This window comes from Micrococcus sp. H39-S4 (genome assembly GCF_027158145.1).
Classification (GTDB): Bacteria; Actinomycetota; Actinomycetes; order Actinomycetales; family Micrococcaceae; genus Micrococcus; species Micrococcus luteus.
Genome location: NZ_JAPVLT010000016.1, coordinates 21055 through 38183, shown reverse-complemented (window position 1 = coordinate 38183; position 17129 = coordinate 21055). Strand labels below are relative to the sequence as shown.

General features: G+C 73.8%; 17 protein-coding genes. 6 read left to right on the top strand and 11 right to left on the bottom strand.

The features are described from left to right. Together O3T09_RS11570 and O3T09_RS11565 are read left to right on the top strand one after the other, a co-directional pair. On the top strand, window positions 1-126 hold a 126-nt coding region (locus O3T09_RS11570), incomplete at its 5' end, for an integrase core domain-containing protein (RefSeq protein WP_144818902.1). A gap of 9 nt (window positions 127-135) precedes the next feature. Continuing rightward, a complete protein-coding gene (locus O3T09_RS11565; protein ID WP_020624651.1) occupies window positions 136-1041 on the top strand; it encodes an alpha/beta hydrolase family protein in 906 nt (301 codons plus the stop codon). Between the two features lie 154 nt (window positions 1042-1195). Here the strand turns inward: O3T09_RS11565 and adhP are convergent, their stop codons facing one another. The 4 genes from adhP to O3T09_RS11545 all read right to left on the bottom strand — a co-directional run bounded on the left by adhP (window position 1196) and on the right by O3T09_RS11545 (window position 5789). Next, window positions 1196-2227, bottom strand: coding sequence for an alcohol dehydrogenase AdhP (gene adhP / locus O3T09_RS11560; RefSeq protein ID WP_070708863.1), 1032 nt, complete (start codon window positions 2225-2227; stop codon window positions 1196-1198). Window positions 2228-2281: 54 nt separating this feature from the next. Continuing rightward, window positions 2282-3805: an acetaldehyde dehydrogenase ExaC gene (exaC, locus tag O3T09_RS11555; RefSeq protein WP_070708862.1), complete on the bottom strand. Its 1524-nt coding sequence runs from the start codon at window positions 3803-3805 to the stop codon at window positions 2282-2284. Window positions 3806-3927: 122 nt separating this feature from the next. Beyond that, a complete protein-coding gene (locus O3T09_RS11550; protein ID WP_036316757.1) occupies window positions 3928-5355 on the bottom strand; it encodes a helix-turn-helix domain-containing protein in 1428 nt (475 codons plus the stop codon). Then, window positions 5352-5789 carry a DUF779 domain-containing protein gene (locus O3T09_RS11545; protein ID WP_010079970.1) on the bottom strand — a complete coding sequence of 146 codons (438 nt, stop codon included), beginning with the start codon at window positions 5787-5789 and terminating at the stop codon, window positions 5352-5354. The genes O3T09_RS11550 and O3T09_RS11545 overlap by 4 nt, the downstream gene beginning before the upstream one ends. 267 nt (window positions 5790-6056) lie before the next feature. Here O3T09_RS11545 and O3T09_RS11540 point away from each other — a divergent pair, with 267 nt between their 5' ends. Then, on the top strand, window positions 6057-6617 hold the full coding sequence (locus O3T09_RS11540; protein WP_036341622.1) for a GNAT family N-acetyltransferase: 561 nt from the start codon (window positions 6057-6059) through the stop codon (window positions 6615-6617). A gap of 32 nt (window positions 6618-6649) precedes the next feature. Here the strand turns inward: O3T09_RS11540 and O3T09_RS11535 are convergent, their stop codons facing one another. Further along, the gene (locus tag O3T09_RS11535) at window positions 6650-8305 is read right to left on the bottom strand and encodes a thiamine pyrophosphate-dependent enzyme (protein ID WP_036341620.1); all 1656 of its coding nucleotides are present in this window, start codon (window positions 8303-8305) and stop codon (window positions 6650-6652) included. A 167-nt stretch (window positions 8306-8472) separates the two neighbouring features. On the opposite strand from O3T09_RS11535, the gene O3T09_RS11530 reads away from it, so the two are divergent. Both O3T09_RS11530 and O3T09_RS11525 read left to right on the top strand, forming a co-directional pair. Next, window positions 8473-9264: a CGNR zinc finger domain-containing protein gene (locus O3T09_RS11530; protein ID WP_036341617.1), complete on the top strand. Its 792-nt coding sequence runs from the start codon at window positions 8473-8475 to the stop codon at window positions 9262-9264. A 96-nt stretch (window positions 9265-9360) separates the two neighbouring features. Then, window positions 9361-10347 carry an L-lactate dehydrogenase gene (locus O3T09_RS11525; RefSeq protein WP_020621731.1) on the top strand — a complete coding sequence of 329 codons (987 nt, stop codon included), beginning with the start codon at window positions 9361-9363 and terminating at the stop codon, window positions 10345-10347. A gap of 10 nt (window positions 10348-10357) precedes the next feature. Here the strand turns inward: O3T09_RS11525 and O3T09_RS11520 are convergent, their stop codons facing one another. The 4 genes from O3T09_RS11520 to O3T09_RS11505 all read right to left on the bottom strand — a co-directional run bounded on the left by O3T09_RS11520 (window position 10358) and on the right by O3T09_RS11505 (window position 13886). Then, window positions 10358-10759, bottom strand: coding sequence for a hypothetical protein (locus tag O3T09_RS11520; protein ID WP_020621732.1), 402 nt, complete (start codon window positions 10757-10759; stop codon window positions 10358-10360). A gap of 117 nt (window positions 10760-10876) precedes the next feature. Continuing rightward, the gene (locus tag O3T09_RS11515) at window positions 10877-11458 is read right to left on the bottom strand and encodes a hypothetical protein (RefSeq protein ID WP_043276001.1); all 582 of its coding nucleotides are present in this window, start codon (window positions 11456-11458) and stop codon (window positions 10877-10879) included. Window positions 11459-11518: 60 nt separating this feature from the next. After that, window positions 11519-12931 (bottom strand): MATE family efflux transporter, encoded by a 1413-nt coding sequence (locus O3T09_RS11510; protein ID WP_020621734.1) that lies wholly within the window; start codon window positions 12929-12931, stop codon window positions 11519-11521. Window position 12932: 1 nt separating this feature from the next. Then, window positions 12933-13886 (bottom strand): CPBP family intramembrane glutamic endopeptidase, encoded by a 954-nt coding sequence (locus O3T09_RS11505; protein WP_036317511.1) that lies wholly within the window; start codon window positions 13884-13886, stop codon window positions 12933-12935. Between the two features lie 143 nt (window positions 13887-14029). Here O3T09_RS11505 and O3T09_RS11500 point away from each other — a divergent pair, with 143 nt between their 5' ends. Continuing rightward, window positions 14030-14443 (top strand): VOC family protein, encoded by a 414-nt coding sequence (locus O3T09_RS11500; protein ID WP_020621736.1) that lies wholly within the window; start codon window positions 14030-14032, stop codon window positions 14441-14443. 10 nt (window positions 14444-14453) lie between these two features. Here O3T09_RS11500 and O3T09_RS11495 read toward each other — a convergent pair whose 3' ends face one another. Both O3T09_RS11495 and O3T09_RS11490 read right to left on the bottom strand, forming a co-directional pair. Beyond that, on the bottom strand, window positions 14454-15965 hold the full coding sequence (locus tag O3T09_RS11495) for a SulP family inorganic anion transporter (RefSeq protein ID WP_269295558.1): 1512 nt from the start codon (window positions 15963-15965) through the stop codon (window positions 14454-14456). 63 nt (window positions 15966-16028) lie between these two features. Then, entirely contained in the window at window positions 16029-17123 is a 1095-nt protein-coding gene (locus tag O3T09_RS11490) for a permease (RefSeq protein ID WP_269295557.1), read from the bottom strand. Window positions 17124-17129: the final 6 nt, after the last annotated feature.

Below are 17129 nucleotides of genomic sequence, written 5' to 3'. Positions count from 1 at the left end.
CGTGAGGCGCTGGCCGTGTGGGTGAACCACTACAACTACCATCGGCCTCATACCTCCTGCGGGAACGCCCCGCCGGCCTCGTTGGCACCGGCCCGAGTCAACAACGTCATGCCCTCCTACACCTAGGGTGGCGGCGTGACGCAGACCCCCTCCACCCCCGTGCGCCTCCGCGCCCGCGACGGCTTCGTGCTCGCGGCCCGCCACTTCGCCCCCACGACGACGACGCCCCCGGCCCGGCCCGCCGGCGCGGTGGTGATCGCCTCGGCGACCGGGGTGAAGGCCACGTACTACCGGCGCTACGCGGAGTTCCTCGCCGGCCACGGGTTCCACGCGGTCACGTTCGACTACCGGGGCGTCGGGGAGTCCCGTGAGCCGTTCGCCGTGGCGCGGCGGGCGCGGTGGGCGGACTGGGGCGCCCTCGACGCGGACGCCGTGCTCGGCTGGGCCCGGACGCGCCTGCCCGGCCCCCTCCTGACGGTGGGCCACAGCTACGGCGGGTTCGGCATCGGGCTCGCGGACGAGGCGCGGCATGTGGCCCGGCACGTGGCCGTCGGCGGGCAGCACGCCCACTGGCGGGACTACCGGGCGCGGCCGGGGCGTGCACGGATGTGGGCGCGGTGGCACGCGGCGATGCCGGCGATCACGCTGGCCCGCGGGCACTTCCCGGGGCGGCGGCTCGGCTGGCTCGAGGACCTGCCGCGCGGGGTCGCCCTGGACTGGGCGCGCAGTCGCCGCGACTTCACCGCGAGCGCCCGCACCGGCGCCGGCCGGGACGAGCTGCGCCGTCGTCTGGCCGCGTTCACGGCGGACGCGCTGATCGTGGCGCCCGTGGACGACGACTTCGGCACCGACGCCGCCCTCGACCGCGCGGACGCCTACTCGCCGGGTCGGCAGACGGTGCGCTGGCGGGTGCGGCCGGAGGAGCTCGGTGTCGCGGAGATCGGGCACTTCGGACTGTTCCACGCGCGGTTCGCGCCGGCCTTCTGGCCGGCCACGCTGGAGTGGCTGCGCGACGGCGTCGCCCCGGCCGCGGCCCGCTGAGGCTCGCGCACCGGAATCGCTGCGGCCCGTCCCGTCCCCGCTACGACGACGGCGGCCGCCCCGGCCCGGGTCTCCGGGCGGGACGACCGCCGTCGCACTGGTGCGCGTGATGTGTCGATACTACCCCGCGCCCAGCCGACGCCCAGGCGACACGTCAGTCCTGCATCGCGTAGTCGATGACGACGCGGCCCTCGATCTTGCCGTGGCGCATCTCGTCGAACACGTCGTTGATCTCGGTGAGCGGGCGGGTGTGGAACGTCGGGTGGATCTTCCCGGCCTCGTAGAACTCGAGTGCCTCGACCATGTCCTGCCGGGTGCCCACGATCGAGCCGCGGATGGTCAGGCCCTTGAGGACGATGTCGAAGATCGGCGCGGGGAAGTCGCCCGGGGGCAGGCCGTTGAACACGATGGTGCCGCCGCGGCGGGTCATCGCGATGGCCTGGCCGAACGCCTGCGGGTGCACGGCCGTGACGAGCACGCCGTGGGCGCCGCCGATCTTCTCCTGGATCTCCACGGAGGGGTCCGCGACGTTCGCGTTCACGGTCAGCTCCGCGCCGTGCCGGGAGGCGAGCGCCAGCTTGTCGTCCGCGACATCCACGGCCACCACGCGCATGCCCATCGCCACGGCGTACTGCACCGCGATGTGCCCCAGGCCACCGATGCCGGAGATCACGACCCACTGCCCGGGCCGCACCTCGGTCTGCTTCAGCCCCTTGTACACCGTGACGCCGGCGCACAGGATCGGGCCGACCTCCATCGGGTCCGCGCCCTCGGGGATCAGGGGCGCGTAGCGGGCGTCCACGAGCATGTACTCGCCGAAGGACCCGTTCATGGAGTAGCCGCCGTTGATCTGCTCCTCGCACAGGGTCTCCCACCCGGTGCGGCAGTACTGGCAGTGGCCGCACGCGCCCCACAGCCACGCGTTGCCGACCATGTCCCCGACCTTGAGGTTCTCGACGTCGGGCCCGACCTCCTCGACGATGCCCACGCCCTCGTGGCCCGGGATGAACGGCGGGGTCGGCTTCACCGGCCAGTCACCCTCCATCGCGTGCAGGTCCGTGTGGCAGACGCCCGAGGAGATGAGCTTCACGAGCGCTTGGTGCTGGCCGGGCGTCGGGCGCTCGACCTCCTGGACGTCGGCCTCTGTGCCGAACTGGGTGACGACGGCTGCCTTCATCGTGGTCATGGGGGATCACCTTTCGTGGGATGGGGAGGGGGGTCGTGCGGTGCCGGCACCGGCTCAGAAGAACCCGAGCTTGTCCTCGGAGTAGGAGACGAGCAGGTTCTTGGTCTGCTGGTAGTGGTCGAGCATCATCAGGTGGTTCTCGCGGCCGATGCCGGAGGACTTGTACCCGCCGAACGCGGCGTGGGCCGGGTAGGCGTGGTAGTTGTTCACCCACACGCGACCGGCCTGGATCGCCCGGCCCGCGCGATAGGCGGTGTTGCCGTTCCGGGACCACACGCCGGCGCCGAGCCCGTAGAGCGTGTCGTTGGCGATCCGCATGGCGTCGTCGAAGTCGGTGAACGTGGTCGTCGAGACCACCGGCCCGAAGATCTCCTCCTGGAAGATGCGCATCGAGTTGTCCCCGCGGAAGATCGTGGGCTGCACGTAGTAGCCGCCGGCCAGTTCGCCCTCCATCTCGGCGCGGGCGCCGCCGATCAGCACCTCGGCGCCCTCCTGACGGCCGATGTCCAGGTAGGAGGTGATCTTCTCGAGCTGGTCGTTGGAGGCCTGGGCGCCCATCATCACGTCTGTGTCGAGCGGGTTGCCGGTGACGATGCGCGAGGTCCGCTCCACGACGGCGTCGAGGAATTTCTCCGCGATCGACTCCTGCACAAGCGCACGCGACGGGCACGTGCAGACCTCGCCCTGGTTCAGCGCGAACAGGGTGAAGCCCTCCTGCGCCTTGTCCCAGTAGGCGTCGTCGTCCGCCATGACGTCCTCGAAGAAGACGTTGGGCGACTTGCCGCCCAGCTCCAGGGTCACCGGGATGATGTTCTCCGAGGCGTACTGCATGATCAGCCGGCCCGTCGTCGTCTCACCCGTGAACGCGATCTTGCGGATGCGCGGCGACTGCGCGAGCGGCTTGCCGGCCTCGAGGCCGAAGCCGTTGACCACGTTGACGACGCCGGCCGGCAGCAGGTCCGCGATCAGCTCGATGAACACCATGATCGAGGCCGGGGTCTGCTCGGCGGGCTTGATCACGACGGCGTTGCCCGCGGCCAGCGCGGGCGCCAGCTTCCACACCCCCATCAGCAGCGGGAAGTTCCACGGGATGATCTGGCCGACCACGCCGAGCGGCTCGTGGAAGTGATAGGCGACGGTGTCCTCGTCCACCTGGGACAGGCCGCCCTCCTGCGCGCGGATCGCGCCGGCGAAGTACCGGAAGTGGTCGATGGCCAGCGGCAAGTCCGCGTTGAGGGTCTCCCGGACGGCCTTGCCGTTGTCCCAGGTCTCCGCGACCGCCAGCATCTCGAGGTTCTCCTCCATGCGTTCCGCGATGCGGTGCAGCACGAGCGCCCGCTCGGCCGCCGAGGTGGCGCCCCAGGCCGGGGCGGCCTTCCAGGCGGCGTCGAGGGCGACGTCGATGTCCTCGGCCGTGCCGCGGGCGACCTCGCAGAACACCTTGCCCGTCACGGGCGTGACGTTCTCGAAGTACTGGCCCTTGACCGGGGGTGTCCACTCTCCTCCGATGAAGTGCTCGTAGCGGGACTTGAACTCGACCTTGGCTCCCTCGGTGCCCGGGAATGCGTAGACGGTCATGGTGCTGGCTCCTTTGCCTGCGGTTGCCTCGGCGCCGGGTGGCGCCCTGCCGTGGCTGTGACGCTAGTCACAAGGAGGTTGCACGGAGGTTGCAGCCGGGCGCGGGTGAGGGGCGGGCCGGGTCAGGCCAGGTCCCGCTCGATCCGCTCGAGCGTGGCCACGGCGAGCGCCCGCCGCGGCGAGTCCGCCGGCAGCAGACGCAGGGCGGCGCCCCAGAGCTCGACGTCGTCGCGGGCCTCGGGGCGGCCCAGGTAGGCCCAGAGCTGTTCGACATCCGCGTCCTGGGCGACGGCCTCGCGCAGCGCCTCCCCCAGCTCCGCGCGGATCGAGGCGACACCGGGGGACGCCGACCGCGGCAGCACCGGCCCGGCCGCCGCGTGCAGCGCACGGTCCAGATCCCCGGCGCGCAGCGCCTCCCGCGCGCACAGCAGGTCCGCGTGCACCTCCCCCACGAGCCGGTACGGCCGGGACAGCAGTGCCACCGGCGCCCCCACGTCCCGCAGCGCCCGGCGGAGTCGATGCACCTCGGCGCGCAGCGAGATGGCGCGGGCGGGGGAATCGCCCGGCGCGGGCCGGGGCCCGGCGGTCTCCTCCGGATACAGCGCGACCTCGAGCTCGGCGCCGGTCAGGCCCGGGCCGTGCCACGCGAGGAGGGTGAGGATCTCGGCGTGCCGGCCGGTGAGCTCGACCCCGTCCAGCGTGGGCGGCAGGTGGCCGGTGACGCGCAACAGGCCCGCGGCGGCGTCGTGGCGGTGCGGCGCGGCGGCGGGGCTCGGCCCCGGCGAGGCGGACGGCGGAGCCGAGGGGCCCGGCGTCGGGGCGGTGCCGCGGGGACGGCCCCGGGACGGGGCGGGCAGGTCCCGCCAGGCGGCGTGCACGGCGTCCACGGTGGCCTGGAGCAGCGGCAGGGCGAGGTGGCTGACGGCGTCCTCCCCGCCCGTGAGGTCCAGGACCCCGACGAGCCGCCCGGTGGCCGGGTCCGTGAGCGGGACGGCCGAACAGCTCCACGGGTGCACGCGCGGGCTCAGGTGCTCGCCGCGGCTGACCTGCGTGGGGGCGCCGGTCGCGAGGACGATGCCGGGGGCGGAGGTGCCCATGGACGCCTCGGACCAGTCGGCGCCCGCCACGAAGCCCATGGTCTCGGCGTGGCGCACCGCGGTCCGGTCGCCCTCGACCCACAGCAGGTGGCCGCGCGCGTTGCCGATCGCGGCGAGCATCCCGGCCTCGGCCGCGGGGTGGATGAGCATGCGGCGGACCACCGGCAGGGCCACGGCGAGGCGCTGGTCTCGGCGGGCGGCGGCGAGGTCGTCGTCGGAGAGGGTGGCCGGGTCGGTCTGGCCGGGTACCGCGGGGGTGAGGGCGCCGAGGGAGCGCAGCCAGGACTCACGGACCTCTCGCCGCAGCCCCTGCAGGGCGGCGCGCAGGCCCTGGTCTGCGCCGGCCGGAGCGGTGGGCGACGACGGCGCGAGCGACAGGCGGACCGCGGCGAGGGACTCGTGGGCCCGGTCCACGGCGCGTCGGTAGGCGCCGGTGGCGAGGGTCGAGCTCATCCCGAGCCTGCCATCAACCGCGAGCGGATCAGGAACCGCTTGCCCTCGGGGGCCTCGACGGAGAAGCCGGAGCCGCGCCCGTCCACCACGTCCAGGGTGAGGTGGGTGTGCTTCCAGTATTCGAACTGGGCGGCGGACATCCAGAACGGGATCTCCACGGCGGCCTGGTCCCCCTCGGCCGGCAGCGCGAAGGTGCCCAGCAGGACGTCGGCGGCGCCGGTCGTGAAGTCGCCGGCGGGATAGCACATGGGCGCGGACCCGTCGCAGCAGCCGCCGGACTGGTGGAACATGAGCGGGCCATGGATCGGGAGGAGTCGGCGGATCAGCTCGAGCGCCGCGGACGTCATGGCGACGCGGGACAGGGTCTCGCCCGGCATCTCGGGGCGAGCCTCGAGCGCGGGCGCATGCTCCGCCGACGAGGACGGCACGGTCATCGCGACCTCCTGGGGATGGGCGATCGTCGGTCCCCACACCCTAGCCCCGAACGTGATCCACGTCACCCCGGTCGGCGTGATGGGGGCGCGGCAGCCCGGAGGGTGCACCGAGGGATGTGCCGCGAGCCAGACGTTTCAGCCGCAATCAGGGGCTGATCACGACCGAAACGTCTGGCTCACGGCGCGGGGGTGGGGAAAGCACGAGGGCGGGGGCGGCGGGTGGCTCACGCGGCCGCGCCCGGAGTCCACCCCCCCTACACTCGGCACATGCTCCCGGACCCCAGCCCCACCGTCACCGTGGACGGCCTCCTGCTGCGCCCGCTGCGCGCCGCGGACGAGATCGCGGCGCGCGAGGCGGACGCCGAGCTGCATCGGGAGGGGTTCGACTTCCTGATGGCCGGCACCCGCTCCTTCCCCGCGGTCCGCCGCGCGTTCGCCGCCGAGGCGCGCGGCGACGTCGAGCCCGGCCGCGCGCCCGCCTCCTTCTACGTGGGCGTGGACGAGAACGGTGAGCTGGTGGGCCGGGTGTCCGTGCGGTGGGAGCTGAACGAGGCGCTGCGGCACGTCAACGGACACGTGGGCTATGCGGTGCGCCCCGCGTTCCGGCGGCGGGGCCACGCCGCGCGGCTGCTGCGCGGCGCCCTGACGCTGCTGGCCGCACGCGGGGTGCCCGCCGCCCTGCTCACGTGCGACGAGACGAACACCGCCTCCGTGGCCACGATCCGTGCGTGCGGGGGCGTGCTGCGGGACCGGGTCGAGGCGGACCTCGACGGTGCGCCCTTCCCCGTGCCCCAGCTGCGCTTCGACGTCCCCACGACGGCGGCCTGACCGGAGGGACGGCGGGGACCGCGCCGCCGGCCTCAGTAGGCCTTGACGCGCTGCTCCACGATCAGGTGGATGAGCGCGAACCGGCCCTCCTCCTGGACCGCCTTGAGCGCCGCGTCCACGGCCGCCGGCACGTCCGCGTCCCGCTCCACGCGCACCCCGAAGCCGCCGAACGCCTGGGCCATGGCGGCGAAGTCGGGGTTCTTCAGCTGGGTGCCGGAGACGCGCCCGGGGTACTGGCGCTCCTGGTGGGTGCGGATGGTGCCGTACTCCTGGTTGTCCATGACGATCACGAGGGGCGTGGCGCCGTACTGCGCGGCGGTCGCCAGCTCCTGGCCGTTCATGAGGAACTCGCCGTCGCCGGCGATGGTCACCACGGTGCGGTCCGGGAAGTTCAGGGACGCGGCCACGGCACCCGGCACCGAGTAGCCCATGGAGCCGTTGCGGGCCGAGATCATGGAGCGATAGCCCTCGGTCGGGAAGTACCGGTGCGCCCAGTTGGTGTGCTCGCCCGCGCCGAGGGAGATCATCGAGTCCTTCGGCAGCTTCGGCACCAGGTTGGCCATGAGCGTGGCCATCTTCGCCTGGCCCTCGGACGGCTCGGCCGGGGGCAGGGCCGCGAACTTCTCCTGCTCGCCGCGCATGCGGGAGGTCCACTCCTCCCACTCCGGCTTGACCTCGAGCTCCATGCGGACGAGGTCGCGGATGAACCCGTCCGGCTTGGCCACGATCTGGTGGGACACGGGGCCGGAGCGGCCGCGCAGGGACGGGTCGATGGTGACCAGGAAGTTCTTCTTGTCCCAGTTCTGGCGGATGGTGAAGCCATTGGTCACGACGTCGCCCGGCACGGTGCCGACGAACACGATGAGGTCGGTCTCCTCGAGCATGTCGTAGGTCGGCTTCGGGCGGCCGTAGCCGATCGGGCCCACGTAGGACGGCGAGGAGAACGGCACGGTGCCCTCGGTGCGCCACTCGGCGGCGGCGGGGATCTTGTGCTCCTCCAGCCACGTCGTCAGGGTCTGCGCACCCTCGTCCGTCCAGTCGTTGCCACCGGTGATGAACAGCGGCTTGCGGGACTCCTTGAGCGCGGCGTGCAGGGACTTCCAGTCCCCCACGGTCATGCCGCCTGAGGCCACGGGGATCTGCGGGTGCAGGTGCGCATCGATCTCCTCACGGATCACGTCCTCCGGCAGGCCGACGACGACGGGCCCGGGCCGGCCCGAGCTGGCGGCGAACATGGCCTCGGCCACGATCTCGGAGGCGCGCTCCGGGTGGTCCAGGACCATCACGCGCTTCGCACCGGTGCCGAACCAGGCGTGCGGGTCGAACTCCTGGAAGGCCTCGCGGTCGCGGTGCTCGAACGGGATCAGGCCGACGAACAGGACGAGCGCCGTCGAGTCCTGCCACGCGGTGTGCAGGCCGACGTGGGCGTTCGCGGCGCCCGGGCCGCGCGTCACCATGGCGACGCCAGGGACCACGTTCATCTTGCCGTCGGCCTCGGCCATGTACGTGGCGCCGCCCTCGTGGCGGCACACCACGTTCTCGATGCCCGAGTCGTGCAGGCCGTCCAGGACGTCCAGGTAGGACTCGCCCGGCACGGAGTAGACGCGCTTCACGCCGTGGGACTCGAGGGTCTTGACGATGACGTGCCCGGCGGAGAGGCGACCGGTCGCCTGGGAGGTCTGGGACATGGAGGTCTCCTGTGCTGGTTCGGGGGCCCCTCCGGCCCCGTGGGTGCACCCCGCCGTGCAGACGGGGTCCGTGGGGGTCAGGGTACTGGACGGGACGGCGCCGGAGGCGACCCGATACGCGGCGTGAAGCCGGTGACGGGAGGGCGGGCCCGCCGTACGATTTCCCCATGCTCTCCGCGCCGACGCTCTCCCGCCTCGCCTCCCTGGCCGCGTTCCTGAACACCGCCCCCGGACTGCGGGGCGGTCAGCCGGCCGACGAGCGGTTCACCGCCGCCACGCAGCTGCCCTCCCTCGTCCCTGAACTCCAGGAGGACGAGGTCCGCCTCCGCCTGGCCGCCGCCGCGGCCGTGCGTGGCCGCGAACTCCGCGGCCGTCTGGCCGAGGTCTGGGCCCTCGCCGCCGTGGACGAGGCGGCCGCCGTGGAGCGCGTGAACGCCCTCCTCGCCGCGGCCGGGCCGCTGCGGCTGACGGCCGGGGGCGACGTCGTCGGGCTGGCACCGGCGCAGGTCCCCGCCGACGCGGTGGAGCGGCTGGCCGCGATGGCCGCCCTCGCGCTGGCGGAGACCGCGATGGACGGCGAGCTGACCCGCCTGCGCGTGTGCGAGGGCGAGGACTGCGAGAACGCGCTCGTGGACGCCAGCCGGAACCGGTCCAAGCGGTTCTGCGACGAGGCCAACTGCGCCAACCGCACCCACGTGCGCTCCTACCGGGCACGGCTGGCCGAGGCGGCGGAGTCCGCCCCCGCGGCGGATCCGGCCGGGCCGGAGGAGGCGGAGGCGCCGGAGGCCGTCGTGGACTCCGAGGCGCCCGAGGCCGCCGTGGACTCCGAGGCCGCCGCCGACGAGCCCCGCCGGGAGACCAAGAAGGAGAAGAAGGAGCGCAGGAAGGCGGAGAAGAAGGCCCGCAAGAAGGCGGAGAAGAAGGCCCGCAAGAAGAAGTCGGACAAGAAGAAGGACTGACCCGGCCCCACCCGCCAGGTGACCCGCCGCTGAACATCGGGGGACGGGGCGGCCTCTGGTTCCGTCGGCCGGCCGGACGCCCCTAGCCTGCGAGACATGAGCGAGCACACCCCCGCCCACACCCCCGCGTCCCTCGGACCCGCCCACCGCAAGGTCGGCGTCGTGGGGGCCGGCGGCGTCGGCACCGCGATCTGCTACGCGGCGCTGATCCGCGGCGTCGCCCGCGAGGTCGCCCTCTACGACATCGACGAGCCCAAGGTCCGCGCCGAGGTCCTCGACCTGGCCCACGGCACCCCGTTCACCTCTGCATCCGCGATGACCGGCGGCGCGGACCCGGACGTCCTGGCCGGCTGCGAGGTCGTCGTGATCACGGCCGGCGCCAAGCAGAAGCCGGGGCAGACCCGCCTCGACCTCGGCGCGCACAACGTGGAGATCCTGCGCGGCCTGCTGCCCCAGGTGCAGGCGCACGCGCCGGACGCGCTGATCGTGCTCGTCACCAATCCCGTGGACGTCCTCACGCTGGTGGCCCAGCGCCTCACCGGCCTGCCGGCCGGCCGGGTGATCGGCTCGGGCACCCTGCTGGACACGTCCCGCCTGCGGTGGCTGCTGGCGTCGCGGGCGCAGGTCCACGCGTCGTCGGTGCACGCGGCCATCCTCGGCGAGCACGGGGACACGGAGTTCCCCGCGTGGAGCTCGGCGCGCATCGGCCCGACGCCCCTCCTCGAGTGGCCGACGCCGGCCGACCCGCTGTTCACCCGCGCCGACCTGGACGAAGTCGCGGACACCGTGGTGCACGCCGCGTACGAGGTGATCCAGGGCAAGGGCGCCACCACGTACGCGGTCGGCGTGGCCACGACCCGCCTGCTCGAGGCGATCCTGCGCGACCAGCACGCCATTCTGCCGGTCTCCACCGTGCTCGACGGCGTCCACGGGCTCTCGGACGTCGCCCTGTCCCTGCCGTCCGTGGTGGGGCGCGGCGGCGTGACCCGCGTGATCCAGACCGAGCTGGACGCCACGGAGATGCGGGCGCTGCACGCCTCGGCGGACGCGCTGCGGCGGGAGGCACGCAGCCTCGGGTTCTGAGGCGCCGGCCTCAGGCGCGCGGGGCGTCGCCTCCGGTGCCGCCCTGCTCGCGGCGCTCGGCGGCGGCCTGGGCGCGGCGCTCGGCGGCGGCCTTGCGGAACATCTCCTCGGAGGAGCGGTTCACGCCGGAGCCCTGGGAGAGGTGGTCCGGGTTCTCGCGCGCGGCGAGCTGCAGCATGGCCACCACCACGAGCGAGGTCATGAAGAAGACGCCGAAGGCGATCAGCGCGATGTCGACGCGCAGTGGATTCTGGGTGCCGCCGGAGGCCGTGATGCCGGCGATCACCCCGCCGATCAGGCCGAGCACGGCGGAGAAGACGAGCGGGCCCTTGACCGTGGTGCGCAGACCGCCGCGTGCCGGGCGGCCGGATCCGGCGCGATCGGCGGACGGGCGGGGGGACGGTGCGCTCACGGCGGGACTCCTGACGGCTGGGGGCGGCTCGGGTGGCGTGGTCCGCGGCGGCGCGGCTGCTGGCGAGACGGCGCGGTGGACCGGATCCAGTCTACGTGCTGGCGTCGGCGGGTCGACTCAGAGCCCCTTGGCGGTGCCGCGGTCGCGGCGCACCTCGTGGTGGAAGCCGAGCCCGGAGACCATCAGGAGCACCCCGATCAGGATCGCCCCGCCGCCGGCGATGCCGAGCAGGGCGTGCGGGCCGAAGCCCTGCAGGGCCGCCACGACCACGCCGCCCCCGGAGAGCAGGCCCACGAGTCCGGTCCACAGCTGGTCCCGCGCGGGGATGAACTCGCGGCGGTGGCGGGCCCACGCCACGAGCTCGGCGACGCCGCCGAGCACGAGGGCGGCGCCGGCCGCCACGCCCACCGCCGCCGGGGACCCCAGGAACAGCAGCACGATCACGCCGAGCATCCACGCGGCCGCCGCCAGGGACAGCGGGGAGCGCATGGCCACGGGCACCGGGTCGCGGCGCAGGTACTCCCACATCGCCGAACCGGAGAACGCCAGGTACAGCGCGAACATGACCTTCATCCACGTCAGGCCCGGCTCGGCGACGAACACGGTGGTCAGACCGAACGCCAGCGCCACCACGGCGCGGATCAGGATCGGCTTGAACACCACGGACGAGATCTCGAGGGGGGTCTGCACGGTAGCCACCGCCCCAGTCTAGGAGCAGTGCGGCCGCGGCCCGGCCCGCGCGTCACCGCCCGGACGCGCTCACCCGACGCCGAGCCGCATCCAGTCGTCGCGCCGGGCCCGCCAGCCGAGGGTGAGCGCCCGCATCCCCATGTAGACCCCCGCGAAGCCGAGCCAGAGCAGGCCCAGCTGCACACCGGCGTCGGGCACGGCGGCGTTCGGTCCGGGCCAGACCGCGGTCCAGCCGAACCCGCCCGTGGCGAGCTGCGCGAGCACCCAGAGCGCCGGCGCGTAGACCACGAGGTTCACGAGGCCGGCGAGGGCGAGGTAGCGGGCGTCGCCGGCGCCGATCAGCACGCCGTCCAGCACGAACACGTAGCCGGCCACCGGCTGCCCGGCGGCCAGCACCCACAGGCCCACGGTGGCGGCGGCCTGCACGGTCGGGTCCGTGGTGAACAGCCCCGGCAGCACCGGTGCCGCCAGGGCCAGCACGGCCCCGGTCACGACGCCGAAGCCCAGCCCCCAGCGCACCATCGTCCGGGTGAGGCGACGGGCGGCGTCCGGCCGGGCGGCCCCGAGCTCGGCGCCGATCAGGGCCTGCGCGGCGATCGCGAGGGCGTCGAGGGCGAACGCCAGCGTGGAGAACAGCGTGAAGACGAGCTGGTGCGCGGCGAGGGTGAGGTCGCCCGCTCCGGCAGCGGCCATGACGGTGATGAGGATGGCCGCCCGCAGGCTCGCGGTGCGCAGCAGCAGCCACGAGCCCACCTGGGCCGTGGCGCGCATGCCCGACGCACGGGGCGCCCACACCGTGCCCGAGCGGCGGAAGCGCGGGGCCAGCACGAACAGGTACGTCACGAGCATCGCCCACTGCACCACGGACGTGCCGACGGCCGAGCCGGCCACGCCCCAGCCCAGCCCGTACACCAGGGCCACGTTCAGCCCGATGTTCGCGCCGAAGCCCACACCCGCCACCACGAGCGGCGTCACGGTGTCCTGGAGGCCGCGGAGCACCCCGGTGGCCGCGAGCACGGCCAGCAGGGCCGGCAGCCCCGGCATGGAGCAGCGCAGGTAGGCGACGGCGTGGGCCTGCACCTCGCCCGTCGCGCCGAGGGCCGCCGTCAGCGCGGGGGCCGCGAGCCAGCCGAGGACGGCCAGCACCGCGCCGAGCAGCAGGCCCAGCCAGATGCCGTCGCGGCCGCGGTCCATCGCGGCGGCCGGGTTCCCCGCCCCGATCAGCCGGGCCACCGCCGGGGTGGTGGCGTAGGCCAGGAAGATCATGAGGCCGGTGAGCGTGTGCAGGATGGTGGTGCCGATCCCGACGCCGGCCAGCTGGGCCGTGCCCAGGTGCCCGATGATCGCGGTGTCGGCCAGCAGGAACAGCGGCTCCGCGATGAGCGCGCCGAACGCGGGGACCGCGAGCGCGAGGATGCGCCGCGTGAGGGCGCGCGCGTCCTGCGGGGCGGGCGCCGCCGTCGAGCCGGAGGGTCCTGCCATCTCAGCCCAGCAGGGCCAGCAGCGGGGCCAGCGCCGTGGTCGGGGCAGTGGGGCCGGGCAGCGTGTCCGGCAGCAGGGGGGCCACGAGGTAGAGCATCGCGATGGCGATGCCGTTGTTCACCATGTGCAGCAGCACCGCGTACCCGAACGAGCGGCCCATCAGGATGTAGGACACCGTGATCGCCACCGCGAGGGTCAGGTACGGGACGGTCTCCACGAGCCGGAAGTCGCCGCCGGTGCCGAGGAAGTGCAGGAGTGTGAACGCGAGCACGGAGACCACGGCGCACACCCACACGTTGATCCAGCGGGAGAGCTTGCCGATCAGCAGGTGGCGGAACAGGTACTCCTCCACGAGCGGGGCGGCCACCACGGTCATGAGGATCATGAGCACGGGCGGGGCCTGCGTGGTCATCTCCTCGAGCGCGGCCTGGTTGGCGCTGGTCTGCGCCTCCCCGATGAGGCTCAGCACGATCACGTTCACGACGATGCACGCCAGCCACGTGGCGGGCAGCAGCAACAGCTTCCACCACGTCCCCGTGCGGAACACCCGCAGCGACGTCACGAGCGGGCGCCAGGCCACGGCCAGCACGAGCACCACGAGGATCGCGTAGCTGACGATGTTCACCGTGAACCCGTCGCGGACCAGGTCGAACGCCTCGAGGTCACCGGGGACCAGGCCGAGCGACACCGCCAGCCACAGCCCCAGCCCGAGCACCATGAGCGCCACGTACACGAGCACCACGACGGCGTCGCCCCAGTGGAACCGACCCGGGGTCCAGTCCGGCGCGGGGCGGGCCGCGGGCCGGCGGCCGGGCCAGCCGGCGGGGACGCCACCGGGGGCGCCGGGGTGCCCGTGCAGGCTCGGGGCGACGGCGGCGCGGCGGGCGGACGGCCGGCCCGACGGCGGCCAGCCGGCGGGCGGACCGGCCGGCGGGCCAGAGGGAGGAACGCTCATGGCGGCCACGCTACCAACGGGGGCGGACGCGCCAGGCCGCGGGCGCCGTCGTCGGGAGCGGCTCCGTGGCCCACGCCACGCCCGCGCGCCCGCGACACGCGCGCGGTGGCGGCGGGCCGAACGCCTCGTCTACGGTGCTCCCCATGGCCTTGTTCTCCCAGCCGGTGTTCATCAACCTCCCGACGACGGACACCGAGCGGATCCGTGAGTTCTGGACGACCCTGGGCGCCACCGCGATGGACGACTACTCGGACGAGCACTCGGTGTGCATCGAGCTCACCGAGTCGACGTACGCGATGTACCTCAGCCCCGGCTACTACACCGACTTCATCGGCAACCGTGAGATCGCCGACTGCCTCACCACCAACTCCGCCCTCATGGCGCTGACCGTCGGCGACGCCGCGGCGGTGGACGCCCTGGCGGACCGGGCGATCGAGCTCGGCGCCGCCGAGGTGCCCCTGCCCGAGGACCTGCGCGAGGAGATGGCCGACTCCGGCATGCACTCCCGCGAGATCGTCGACCCGGACGGGCACCAGTGGGAGTTCGTCACCGCCTGAGCCCGCCGGCTCAGGCGCCGAGTCGCCCGGTGAGGCGCGCGTGCATCGCCGCGGAGGCCTCGTTCAGCCCCGTCACCTCGGCGTGGATCCCGTGCCGGGCGTACTTGGTCAGCACCGAGTCGAGCGCGGCCACAGTGGAGGCGTCCCACACGTGCGCGGCACTCATGTCGATCACGACGCGCGGCGGGTCGAGGGCGTACTCGAACTGCGAGTAGAGGTCGTTCGAGGACGCGAAGAACAGGGCGCCGTGCACGCGATACGTGACGGCGTCGCCGTCGTCGTGGACCTCGCGGACCACCGTGACCAGACGCGAGACGCGCTGAGCGAAGAGCACCAGCGCAGCGAGCACGCCCACACCCACGCCGATCGCGAGGTTGTGAGTGAGCACCGTGGCCGCCACGGTCACGACCATGACGGCGGTCTCCGAGCGCGGCATCGCGCGCAGGGTGGCGGGGCGCACCGAATGCCAATCGAAGGTGGCGGCGGCCACGAACATCATCACGCCCACGAGCGCGGCCATGGGGATCTGCGCCACGAAGCCGCCGAAGGCCACCACGAGCACCAGCAGGAACACGCCCGCGAGGAACGTGGAGATCCGGGTGCGGGCGCCGTTCGCCTTGACGTTCATCATGGTCTGCCCCACCACGGCGCAGCCGCCCATGCCGCCGAACAACCCCGAGACCACGTTCGCGACACCCTGCCCCCAGGACTCGCGCGTCTTGTCCGAGCGGGTGTCGGTGATGTCGTCCACGAGCTTCGCGGTGAGCAGGGACTCGAGCAACCCCACGAACGCGATGCCGACGCTGAACGGCAGGATCAACCGGAGGGTCTCCCACGTCAGCGGGACGTCCGGCAGGCCGAGCACGGGCAGCGCATCCGGCAGCGCGCCCCGGTCCCCCACGCGCGGCACGGCCAGGCCGGCGGCCATCACCAGGGCGGTGACCACGACGACGGCCACGAGCGTCGCAGGCACCGCAGTGGTGAGCCGCGGCAACAGCACCACGATCGCCAGGGCCAACGCCGTGAGCGGGTACACGAGCCACGGGACGCCGATCAGCTCGGGCAGCTGCGAGGTGAACACGAGGATGGCCAACGCGTTGACGAACCCCACCATCACCGAGCGCGGGACGAACCGCATGAGCCGGGCCACCCCGAACACGCCGGGCAGGATCTGGATGACGCCGCCGAGGATGATCGCGGCCAGGAGGTGCCCCACCCCGTACGCGTGGGACAGCGGTGCGACGACGAGCGCCACCGCCCCCGTGGCCGCGGAGATCATGGCGGGCCGGCCGCCCACGATCGCCGTGGTCACCGCCATGGTGAAGGAGGCGAACAGGCCGACGCGCGGGTCCACGCCCGCGATGATCGAGAACGCGATGGCCTCCGGGATCAGCGCGAGCGCCACCACGACGGCGGCCAGCACCTCCGTGCCCAGCAGCCGAGGGCTGCGCAGGGTGCGCAGGACGGACTGCCGCTGGAGCGGCGTGAGGGCAGGCGGGGGCGCGGCGGGTAAGGCGGGCATGCTCCCGAGGGTAGCGGTGCGCGGGCGGGGTGCCCGCCGGTGAGCGGGTCCGCCCGCCACCCCTCACGCCGTCCGCATCACCCGCACGGGGTCGCGGAACGCGGCGAACGCCGCCGGGGCGAGGCTGGCCAGCAGCGCGGTGAGGGCGGCCAGCACGGCCACCGCCGCCACGAAGTCCACCCCCAGCGTCCCGCCCTGGCCGGCGACGACGGCGTACCCGGCTCCGGAGCCCAGCACGGCGCCCAGCAGCGCAGGCACGGCGGTGCGCACGGCCACGAGCAGGATCAGGTCTCCGCGGCCGATGCCGAGGGTGCGGCGGCGGCCGAGGTCGCGGCGGCGGATGAGGACGTCGGCGAGCACCACGATGGACACGAAGAACGCGCCGGCTCCGAGGATCAGCAGCAGCAGGGAGCGTCCGAGCCCGGCGAGCTCGCCGGTGATCACCTGGTTGCCGGCGGAGAGGGCACGGGCGGTCTGGATGGAGGAGGCGCGCGGGTCGGGGTCGATCACGGCGAGCGCGGCCTCCTGCATGGCGCGGGTGCCGGCGGTGTCGGCGGTGAGGACGCGGACCTGCTGCATCACGAGGGCGTCCGGGGCGGCGGGGACGGTGAGGGCGTAGCCGTCGAGGTCCTGGAAGGGGTCCTGGGCCTGAAACGCCCCGACGACGGCCCACTGGCGGCCGTCCGTGGCCTCGATCGCTCCGGAGGGCTGGGCGAGGCCGAGCTCGGCGAGCTTGGCCTCGGGGACCACCACCTCGCCGGGGGCGGGCAGGCGGCCGCGGGTCAGCTCGATGCCACGGTCCAGGGTGCCGACCACGTTCGTCACGGCCACGCGGGCGCCGCCCCGGCCGATCCCGGTGTTCACGGCGTCCATAGGCGAGTCCCGGGCGAGGGCGGCCTCGGCGGTGTCGAGTCCGGCGAGGGTGGCCGCGGTGGCGCCGGTGAGGAAACCGGTGCCGCCGGTGTCGGTGACGGTGAGCACGCGGGCGCCGGGGCCGGAGAGCTCTGCGGCGACGGCCGCCTCGGTGGCGGCCTGCCTGCCCACGGTGGCCACGGCGGCGAAGCACATGGCGGCCACCACGAGCAGCACGAGGGCGGAGGGCACGGGAGAGGTGCGTGCGGCGGTGACGGCTTCACGCAGCAGGGTGCGCAGGTTCATGGGCGG